8 protein-coding genes are annotated in these 9,527 nt (G+C 70.4%); 5 read left to right on the top strand and 3 right to left on the bottom strand.

Features of this window, described 5'->3' with window-relative positions; translation table 11 throughout:
• Positions 1–91: 91 nt before the first annotated feature.
• Complete coding sequence (locus C1J00_RS31260; protein WP_102912349.1) at positions 92–1,093, top strand: endonuclease/exonuclease/phosphatase family protein; 1,002 nt, start codon at positions 92–94, stop codon at positions 1,091–1,093.
• Between the two features lie 61 nt (positions 1,094–1,154).
• Positions 1,155–1,412 (top strand): hypothetical protein, encoded by a 258-nt coding sequence (locus tag C1J00_RS47185; protein ID WP_439333448.1) that lies wholly within the window; start codon positions 1,155–1,157, stop codon positions 1,410–1,412.
• A gap of 60 nt (positions 1,413–1,472) precedes the next feature.
• Here C1J00_RS47185 and C1J00_RS31250 read toward each other — a convergent pair whose 3' ends face one another.
• Positions 1,473–3,569 (bottom strand): PhoX family protein, encoded by a 2,097-nt coding sequence (locus C1J00_RS31250; RefSeq protein WP_102912348.1) that lies wholly within the window; start codon positions 3,567–3,569, stop codon positions 1,473–1,475.
• 278 nt (positions 3,570–3,847) lie between these two features.
• Between C1J00_RS31250 and C1J00_RS31245 the strand changes: the two genes are divergently transcribed.
• The 3 genes from C1J00_RS31245 to C1J00_RS31235 all read left to right on the top strand — a co-directional run bounded on the left by C1J00_RS31245 (position 3,848) and on the right by C1J00_RS31235 (position 8,258).
• The gene (locus tag C1J00_RS31245) at positions 3,848–5,899 is read left to right on the top strand and encodes a VWA domain-containing protein (RefSeq protein WP_102912347.1); all 2,052 of its coding nucleotides are present in this window, start codon (positions 3,848–3,850) and stop codon (positions 5,897–5,899) included.
• A gap of 149 nt (positions 5,900–6,048) precedes the next feature.
• Positions 6,049–7,767, top strand: coding sequence for a methionine--tRNA ligase (metG, locus tag C1J00_RS31240; RefSeq protein ID WP_102912346.1), 1,719 nt, complete (start codon positions 6,049–6,051; stop codon positions 7,765–7,767).
• A gap of 125 nt (positions 7,768–7,892) precedes the next feature.
• Positions 7,893–8,258: a PH domain-containing protein gene (locus tag C1J00_RS31235; protein WP_102912345.1), complete on the top strand. Its 366-nt coding sequence runs from the start codon at positions 7,893–7,895 to the stop codon at positions 8,256–8,258.
• A gap of 5 nt (positions 8,259–8,263) precedes the next feature.
• Here C1J00_RS31235 and C1J00_RS31230 read toward each other — a convergent pair whose 3' ends face one another.
• Complete coding sequence (locus C1J00_RS31230) at positions 8,264–8,473, bottom strand: DUF397 domain-containing protein (protein WP_102912344.1); 210 nt, start codon at positions 8,471–8,473, stop codon at positions 8,264–8,266.
• Positions 8,470–9,345: a helix-turn-helix domain-containing protein gene (locus C1J00_RS31225; protein WP_102912343.1), complete on the bottom strand. Its 876-nt coding sequence runs from the start codon at positions 9,343–9,345 to the stop codon at positions 8,470–8,472. The genes C1J00_RS31230 and C1J00_RS31225 overlap by 4 nt, the downstream gene beginning before the upstream one ends.
• Between the last annotated feature and the right edge of the window lie 182 nt (positions 9,346–9,527).

Here is a 9,527-nt window from a genome sequence, read left to right as displayed (position 1 = left end):
GCCCCACCCCGTCTTTGAGGGAGGATTCGCCCTTGAGGGGGCCCTTGAGGGGGGATTCGGGCATCCCACCCCGCGAACGGAAGGCCGGGCCTTGGACACCGCCGCTGCCGAGTGGACCGCCAGGGACGACGGGCGGGAGCACCGTCCGCCCGGACGGCGGCTCGGCGTCTGGTGTGCCGGTCTGCTGTTCGCCGGAGTGAGCGTGGTCGTCGGCTTCCGGGCCGCCGACAGCGACGGCATCACGCCCGTCCCGCAGTTCCTCGCCTTCCTCCCCTGGCTGCTCGTGCCCACCGCCGTGGCGCTGCTGCTCACCCTGCTGTCCCGCTGGTGGCCCGGCACGCTCTGGGGGGTGGTCCTGCTCGGCCTGCTGGCCTGGTTCATCGAGCCGTACGGCAAGGTCGGCGACCCCGTGGGCCGCCCGGTCGCCGAACTGCGCGTGCTGACCTCCAACGTCGAGTTCGGCCAGGGCACCGGCTCCCTCGTCACCGCCGTCCGCCGCGAGAAACCGGACGTGGTCTTCGTGGTGGAATGCGACTACGAGTGCGACGCGCTGCTGAAGCGGGACCTCTCGAAGGACTACCCGCACCGCCGGGCCGTGGCGGGCGGCGGCTCCGAGGGCTCCGTCATCCTCAGCCGCTTCCCGCTCCGGCCCACCGAGGGCGTGCCCGGCACGATGGGCATGCCCGGGGCGGTCGCCGACGTGGACGGGCACGCCGTACGGCTCCAGCTCGCCCACCCGATGCCCCCGCTGCCCGGGCAGGTGGACCTCTGGCGCCGGGAGCTCGCCGCCCTGCGCGAGGCGGCCACCGCCGACCCGGGCACCCCCCTCGTCCTGGCCGGAGACTTCAACGCCTCCCAGGACCACGCGGCCTTCCGCCGCATCCTCGACACCGGCCTGCGCGACGCCTCCCGGCTGGACGGAGCCGACCGCACGGCTACCTGGCCGGCCCGTACGGCACCCACGCTCGGCGTGCAGATCGACCATGTCCTGGTCTCGGAGGACTTCGGCGCGAGCCGCACCCGCATCCTGGACCTGGCCGACACCGACCACCGCGCGGTCGTCACGGACCTCACGCTCCACGAGGGCAGCTGACCCGGGCCGGTCACGCACACACGGATACGGCCGCCCCGCACAGCGGGACGGCCGCATCCCCATGGAGTGTCAACGGGCCGACTTCTCCAGGGCCTTGTCCATCGCCGCCGCCCGGACGGAGACCGACCTCGACGGCGTCTACCCCGCACTGGAGGAGGCGTACGGGGAGGTGGCGCGGCAGGCACCGGCGTACCGGGAGTGGCAGGAGCGGGAACGGCCGGCACCCGGCGGCCCTCTCAGACCCCGAGCCCGGCCCTCCCCTGAACCACTGCCGCTGCCGCTGCCGCTGAACCACGGCTGCCGAACCGCTGCTCCTTAACGGCTGCCGCTGAACGGCTGCCGCTGAACCGCTTGTACTGAACCGCTGCCGCCGGACGGCTCAGACGCCGATGTCGCACCCGTCGGCACGCCACACGGCCACGACGGCCGGACGGACGTGGGTCCCGGGCCCGTCGGGCCAGGTGCTGGCGGGCTTCTCCACGGACGCGCCGTCGATCTCGCCCGGGTGCTGCACGGCCACCAGGACACGCCGGTCCTGGATGATCGGGCCGCAGGTCTCGGCGCCCTTCGGCACGGTCAGGAACTGCTTGAGCTCACCGCGCCGCTCACCCCGGGTCGCCACACCGAACAGACCGTCGTGCGAGCCGAGCTGGGCGCCGTCGGTGGAGATCCACAGGTTGCCGTAGGGGTCGAAGGCGACGTTGTCCGGGCAGGAGATCGGGCTGACGCCCTCCTTCGGGAACCCGGCGAAGTAGGTCGCCGGGTCGTCCGGGTCACCGGCGACCAGGAACAGCGACCAGGCGAACCGGGTGCTCTCGGGCCGGTTCCAGCGCTCGGTGAGCTCCAGCACGTGCCCGTGCTTGTTGGCGTTGCGCGGGTTGGCCTCGTCCGCCTTGGCGTTGGAACCGACACCCCGGTTGGTGTTGTTGGTCAGGGCGACGTACACCTTGCCGGTCACCGGGTTCGGCTCGATGTCCTCGGGCCGGTCCATCTTGGTCGCGCCCACCTTGTCACCGGCGAGCCGCGTGAAGACGAACACCTCCTCGGCGCTCATCCCGTCCACGTGCGAGACGGCGCCGTCCGCGGTGGCGGTGGCCAGCGGAATCCACTCGCCGCTCCCGTCGAACTCGCCGTCCGCCGGCAGCTTGCCCGTGCCGTCGATCTCGATGGCGGGGGAGTCACCGGTGACCTTGGCGACGTACAGCGTGCCCTCGTCGAGGAGGGAGAGGTTGTGCTCGCGCACGGCACGCGAGGAACCGTGGCGCATCCGCTTGCTACCGACGAACTTGTAGAAGTAGTCGAAGCGCTCGTCGTCACCGGAGTACACGACCGGACGCCCGTCGTGCGTGAGCCGCACGGTCGCGGCCTCGTGCTTGAACCGCCCGAGAGCGGTGTGCTTGCGAGGCGTGGAGGCGGGGTCGTACGGATCGAACTCCACCACGTACCCGAACCGGTGCACCTCGTTCGGCTCCCGGGCGACGTCGAACCGCTTGTCGAACCGCTCCCACTTCCGCTCGCTGCCCCCGGTCCCGATCCCGTACCGCTTGTCGGTCGCCCGGCCGCTGTTGGCGAAGTACTGGTTGAAGTTCTCCTCGCCGTGCAGGGTCGTGCCCCAGGGGGTGACGCCGCCGGAGCAGTTGTTGAGGGTGCCGAGCACCTTGGTGCCGGTCGGGTCGGCGGAGGTCTTCACGAGCTCGGACCCGGCGACGGGCCCGGTGAGCCGGAACTCGGTGGTGGCGGTGACGCGCCGGTTCAGCTGATGCCGGGAGACGGCGGTGAGCTTGCCGCTCTTGCGGTCCCCCTCCACCACGACGGCGGACAGCCCGTGCGCCGCCCAGGCGATCTCGGCCTGCTCGCGGGTCGGCTTGTCGGCGTCGTAGCCGCGGAACATCAAGATCTCGTCGGTGTACTCGTGGTTGGCGACGAGCAGCTGCCGGTTGCGCTCTCCGGGCAACGGCAGCAGGGCGAGGAAGTCGCAGTTGTACCCGAACTGACCGGCCTGGGCCTTCGCGGTCTGCTTCTCCGGGTCGAAGGCGGGCGCACCGCGCAGGATGGGCTCGCCCCAGCGGATGACGACGTTCTGCCGGTACCCCTCCGGCACGGTCACCGCGTCGGTGGTGTTGGGCGCGACGGGCGCGAAGCGCAGACCGCGCGCGCCCTTGTGTTTGCGCCGTGCGGCCTCTGAGGCGGCAGCGGCGGACGGGGCACCGGCGGCCGGGGCGGCGGCGGCCCGCGGAGCCTGTGCGACGCCCGCAGCGCCCGCCCCGGCGGCGGCCACGGTCACCACGGCCGCGGCCCGCATCATCGACCGGCGGCCGATCGCACCGGCGATCACGTCACCGACGTATTCGTTGGAGCTGGTGTTGGGCACCTCGTGGAAGCAGGCGTCACCACACCGGAAACGACAGGTCATGGCGGACCGGCCGCCGGGGTGCGAACCGGACGGCGTTCCGATCAACGGCAGCAGCTTGCGCACTTTGGTCTCTCCTTGGATGCCCTTGGTGTCAGCGTGACCGTAGGGGCACACATGCGCGAGAGCCGGGCGCCCTGGTGAACAGCGGATGAACCCCCGGCCGCCGTACGGGGGTTGCGGCGATCCAGCCCGGCGAAACCCGCACCGGCCGGATGCCCTCTTGACAGGGTGGACCTGGCACAACAGACCCTGCCCAAGATCACACAGGAGGGCCGCTAACCTTACGTGTCCGTCCTGGCCAGGGATTGACGGCTTCAACTCACGCGAAGGGTTGCGCGCACATGGGCATTCTCACTCGGTTGCGGAACGCGTTCGGTCGGTCCCGCAAGTCACGGACCGCCGAGGCGGAGGGTGCGGCGCGGACGACGACCGCCGGTGAGACCAGCGGGGCCGGGGAGCAGTCCAGCGGCGAAACGCCCGCACCGGCCGGCCGGACCTCGGCGGCGGCCCCGTCTGCGGACACGGGCCCGAAGGTCCCGTCCCCCTCCCCGGAACCGAACCCCGCGCCTACGGCCGGCGTCCCCGAGCCCCGCACGTCGTCCTCCGACCATCACGATCTGGTGTCGGCGGCCTTCGACAACGTGGCGGTCCCGAGGCCGACGCGATCGGCGGAGGGGGAGCGGGCGAGCGTCGGAGATCGGCAGGCTGCGGAGGAGACACCGCGGACCGCGGAGCCGGCCGTCGCGGAGAAGACGCCGGAGGCGGAGCCGCAGGCCGAGACACAGGCCGAGACACAGGCGGAGGCCGAGACGCAGGCCGAGGCGACTGCGACGGAGACCGAGGCGGCCTCGGAAGCGACTCCGGTGGTGGAGACGGCGCCGGTGGAGAAGACTGCGCCGGTGGAGGAGACGCTGGAGGCGGAGACGCCCTCCGCGGCCGCTCCGACGACGGAGGACCCGGAGTCGACGACCTCGGAGAAGCCTGAGGACAGCCCGGCGGACGAGGCTGAGCCGGAGACCGTGGCGACGGCGGACACGAAGGCGGCAGCCGAGCCCGACGCACCGGCGCAAGCGGACCAGACCGAAGCGGACGCGAAGGCTGCGCCCAAGGCCGACGCACCGGCGGAAGCGGACGCGAAGCCGGAAGCCGAGCCCGAGCCGGAGACCGAGCCCGAGCCGCAGGCCGAGCCCGAGCCGCAGGCCGAGCCCGAGCCGCAGGCCGAGACGCCCACAGCGCCCAAGCCCGAGCCCGCGCCGGAGCCGAAGCCCGAGCCGGAGGCAGCGGAACCGGCCGCCCCAGAGGCCCCTGCTCCGACGACGGCGACGGACTCGAAGCCGGAGGAGAAGCCGGCGGCCGAGGCGACGCCCGAACCGAAGCCAAAGCCGAAGCGGAAGCCGAAGCCCGAGGTCGAGGCCCCGCTCGCGCCCGAGACGACGGCCGAAGCCGAGCCCGAGGCCGAGGCAAAGCCGCAGGCCGAGCCCAAGGCGAAGCGGAAGGCCACGCCGAAGGCCGGGGCCAAGGCGGAGACGAAGCCCGAGACGGCCCCTGAGGCCGAACCCACCACACAGGCCGAGCCGACGGCCGAAGCCGAGGCGGCGCCCGAACCCGCGGCCGCCGACGGCGACCGGGCCCCTCAGGGGCCACCCGCACCCGGCGACGAGAGCAGCACGGGTGGTGCGGGTGGGAACACCAAGACGGCCGAAGGCGAAGCCGAGGCCGAGACCAACGCCCCCGCCGTCCCCCTCACCCGCGTAAAGACCCTCGCTCCCGGCCTCACCACCGCCTACCAGGCCGCCACCACCACCCTCGACACCAACAACCTCACCGGCACCCGCGCCAAGGTCTACCTCGTCCTCGACCGCTCCGCCTCCATGCGCCCGTACTACAAGGACGGCTCCGCCCAGGCTCTCGCCGAGCAGACCCTCGCCCTCGCGGCCCACCTCGACCCCGAGGCGACCGTCCCGGTCGTCTTCTTCTCCACCGAACTCGACGGCACCGGCGAGATCACCCTCACCGACCACGAGAACAAGATCGACGACCTGCACGCGAGCCTCGGCCGCATGGGCCGCACCAGCTACCACGCGGCGGTGGAAGCGGTCCTCGCCCAGCACGACAAGGCAGAAACCGCCGGCACTCCCGCCCTGGTGATCTTCCAGACCGACGGGGCGCCCGACGCGAAGACGCCCGCCACCCAGGCCCTCACCGACGCCGCCAAGACCCACCCCGCCGTCTTCTTCTCCTTCGTCGCCTTCGGAGACCCGGAGAACAAGGCCTTCGACTACCTCCGCAAGCTCAAGACCCCCAACACGTCCCACTTCCTCGCCGGCGAAACCCCCCGCGAGCTCACGGACAAGGAGCTCTACGAGGGCGTACTGGCGAACTGGCGCCCGTAGCCCTCAGACGTTCCTGCCGACGCCGCCCGCTTCTCACCCAGCAAAAGGGGAGGCGGGCGGCGTACCCGTGTCAGCTACGATTTCAAGGTTCGTAGACGACTTGGACCACGAGATCGTCACCCCGCGTAGCGACTTGGGAGCAGCCCGCGATGGCTCGACACCTCATCACCAGCGCCCTTCCGTACATCAACGGGATCAAGCACCTGGGCAACATGGTGGGGTCCATGCTCCCGGCGGACGTGTACTCCCGCTACCTGCGCCAGCGGGGCCACGAGGTCCTCTACATCTGCGCGACGGACGAGCACGGCACCCCGGCCGAGCTCGCCGCCAAGGAGCAGGGCGTCCCCGTGGACGCGTTCTGTACCGAGGCGCACCACCAGCAGAAGGCGATCTACGACGGCTTCAGCCTGGCCTTCGACTACTTCGGCCGCAGCTCCTCCCCGCAGAACCACGAGATCACGCAGGAGATCGCCCGCGAGCTGAAGGCGAACGGCTTCATCGAGGAGCGCGCGATCCGCCAGGTGTACTCGAACGCCGACGGCCGCTTCCTGCCCGACCGCTACATCATCGGCACCTGCCCGCACTGCGGCTACGACAAGGCCCGCGGCGACCAGTGCGAGAACTGCACGCGCGTCCTGGACCCGACGGACCTGATCGACGCCCGCTCCGCGATCAGCGGCAGCAGCGACCTGGAGGTCCGCGAGACCAAGCACCTGTTCCTCCTCCAGTCGGCGCTGGCCGGCGAGGTCGAGGCGTGGGTCGACGAGCGTGCCGACAACTGGCCCGTCCTCGCCTCCTCCATCGCCCGCAAGTGGCTCACGGAGGGCCTGCACGACCGGGCGATCACCCGCGACCTGGACTGGGGCGTCCCGGTCCCCGCCGACACCTGGCCGGACCTCGCCGCCGCGGGCAAGGTCTTCTACGTCTGGTTCGACGCCCCGATCGAGTACATCGGCGCGACGAAGGAGTGGGCGGACCAGGACCCGGAGAACCGCGACTGGCGCTCCTGGTGGTGGAAGTCGGACGCGAACGTCCAGTACACGCAGTTCATGGGCAAGGACAACGTCCCCTTCCACAGCGTGATGTTCCCGGCGACCCTGCTGGGCACCCGCGCCCCGTGGAAGAAGGTCGACGTCATCAAGGCCTTCAACTGGCTGAACTACTACGGCGGCAAGTTCTCCACGTCCCAGCGCCGAGGCGTCTTCACGCACGACGCCCTCGACATCCTGCCGGCCGACTACTGGCGCTACTTCATGATGGCGAACGCCCCGGAGTCGGACGACTCGTCCTTCACCTGGGAGCACTTCACCGCCACGGTGAACAAGGACCTGGCCGACACCCTCGGCAACTTCGTCAACCGAGTCCTGTCCTTCTCCAAGAAGCGCTTCGGCGAGGAGGTCCCGGCAGGCTCCGAGCCCGGCGAGGCGGAGACGAAGCTGGGCGAGGAGATCACCCGCCTGCTCGCGGAGTACGAGTCCCAGATGGAGGCCATCCAGTTCCGCAAGGCCGCGGCGGCGCTGCGCGCCCTGTGGTCGGCGGGCAACTCCTACCTGGAGGAGAAGGCCCCCTGGCTGGAGATCAAGACCAACCCGGAGGGCGCCGCGCTCACCCTGCGGACGGCGATGAACCTGATCCACCTCTACGCCGTGGTCTCCGAGCCGTTCATCCCGACGTCGGCGAAGAAGATGCGCGAGGCGTTCTCCCTGGAGAACGACACGGCGGCCTGGGTCACCCAGGAAGAGGCGCGCTCCCTCACCGCCGTCCCCGCCGGCACCCCCTTCACGATCCCGCCGGTGCTGTTCGCCAAGCTCACGGACGAGGACCTGGAGTCGTACAAGGAGCGCTTCGGCGGCGAGTCGGCCGCGTAACGGTCGTAACACGCCGGCTACAGCACAGGGCCCGGGAGGACGAGAGCCTTCTCCCGGGCCCTGAGCTTTGCGAAGATCGCACCAGGACGGCCACCCGGCCGCCGCGACGCATCACGGGGGTTTTCATGGCACTGTTCGGCAACGCACACACCGTGAACCCGCAGTCGGCCCAGCAGGACTACGCCCGCCTCCTCGGCCACGGCGAACAGGTCCACGCCGCGTACCTGCTGATCCGCGACACGATCCTCTTCACCGACCGCCGCCTGATCCTGATCGACAAGCAGGGCATCACCGGCAAGAAGGTCGAGTACCACTCGGTTCCCTACCGCAGCATCACCCACTTCGCGGTGGAGACGGCGGGCACGTTCGACCTGGACGCAGAGCTGAAGATCTGGCTCTCAGGCTCCCAGCTCCCGATCCAGAAGACCTTCACCAAGGGCGTCGACATCTACGAGGTCCAGGCGATCCTGACCCAGTTCGTGGCCAGGTAGAGGCGTCAGCCCGTAACGACGTACGGCACGAAGTCCGCCCACGCGCCGGGCGAGATGGCCAGCCGGGGGCCTTCCACGTCCTTGGAGTCGCGAACGTGCACGGTGCCGGGGGCGACGGCAAGCTCAACGCAGGAGTTGCCGTCGTTACCGCCGCTGTAGCTGCTTTTGAACCACGCCAGCTCTGAGGCGTCCCCGGCAGTGGTCTTGCGGATCATGTCTCTCCCAGCAGTTGCTCGACGAAGGCCAGCGACTCCCGTGGGGAGAGCGCCTGAGCCCGGATGGTGCCATACCGCAGCTCAAGGATGCGCAGGTGTTTGGGATCGGAGGTCGGTCGGCCGTTGAACGCACCATCGGAGCGCCCCACGGCGGAACCGTCCACGAACTTCAGTAGTTCGATCTTGCCGTCCATACCGGAGTGGGTCTCGCGGTTCAACGGCATCACCTGAAGCACGACGTTGTGCAGCCCTCCCACCTCCAACAGACGTTCGAGCTGTCGACGCCACACCATTGTGCCCCCGATGGGACGGCGCAGAGCCGCCTCTTCCAGGACGAAGCTGAGCGCAGGAGCGGGCGTACGTTCGTAGATCGACGCACGAGCCACCCGCGCGGCCACCATGCGCTCCACCTCGTCCGGGGAGTACGGGGGTTGCATCGCCTCGAACAGCGCCCTGGCATGGTCGGGAACCTGCAAGAGGCCGTTGATGCAGTTGCTCTCGTAGACGCCGACCTCCACCGCCTGCGATTCCAACTTGGCGAGCTCCCGAACCTTCTTGGGATACCGAACCCTCTTCACGTCCTCCCAAGCCGCCGCGACGAGCCCACCCGCGCCCAACACCTCGTCGGCCTTGTCCAGGTACTCCTGCCGGGGAATCCTCTTCCCACCCTCGACCTTGTAGACAAGGTCCTCTCCATACCCGACCGCCACCGCGAAGTCGGCGGCCCGCATCCCCACCGACTCCCGCCGCAGCCGCAACTGCCGTCCCACCGTGGCGAGTACGGCCACGCCCCACTCGTCGTCCGGGTCCACCTCCCACCCCGGCTCGTCCGCCTCGGTCCGGAGCCGTACCGCCTCGCCGTCCACCGACATACCGCACCGTTCCTAAACAGTGTCCAGGAGTGGCATTTGCTGCCAGCTCTTGGAACTGCGCGCATCCCGAGCGGTGTTGGATGCGCTGGTCTCCCGCGTTCGCTGTGTCCCCGTCCGGCTGCGTGCATCGTGTGCACGCTCCGTGACGGGTGGGCGGGTTCCCTCACGTCCTCGTGTGCCTG

It is taken from the genome of Streptomyces cahuitamycinicus, assembly GCF_002891435.1.
Lineage (GTDB): Bacteria > Actinomycetota > Actinomycetes > Streptomycetales > Streptomycetaceae > Streptomyces > Streptomyces cahuitamycinicus.
This window is presented reverse-complemented; position numbering and strand designations above follow the sequence as displayed.

Bases quoted from the DNA above. Each gene is read 5' to 3' on its own strand.
- C1J00_RS47185 (WP_439333448.1), top strand. From the start codon at position 1,155: ATGGAGTGTCAACGGGCCGACTTCTCCAGGGCCTTGTCCATCGCCGCC.
- C1J00_RS31245 (WP_102912347.1), top strand. From the start codon at position 3,848: ATGGGCATTCTCACTCGGTTGCGGAACGCGTTCGGTCGGTCCCGCAAG.
- metG (WP_102912346.1), top strand. From the start codon at position 6,049: ATGGCTCGACACCTCATCACCAGCGCCCTTCCGTACATCAACGGGATC.
- C1J00_RS31235 (WP_102912345.1), top strand. From the start codon at position 7,893: ATGGCACTGTTCGGCAACGCACACACCGTGAACCCGCAGTCGGCCCAG.
- C1J00_RS31230 (WP_102912344.1), bottom strand. From the start codon at position 8,473: ATGATCCGCAAGACCACTGCCGGGGACGCCTCAGAGCTGGCGTGGTTC.
- C1J00_RS31225 (WP_102912343.1), bottom strand. From the start codon at position 9,345: ATGTCGGTGGACGGCGAGGCGGTACGGCTCCGGACCGAGGCGGACGAG.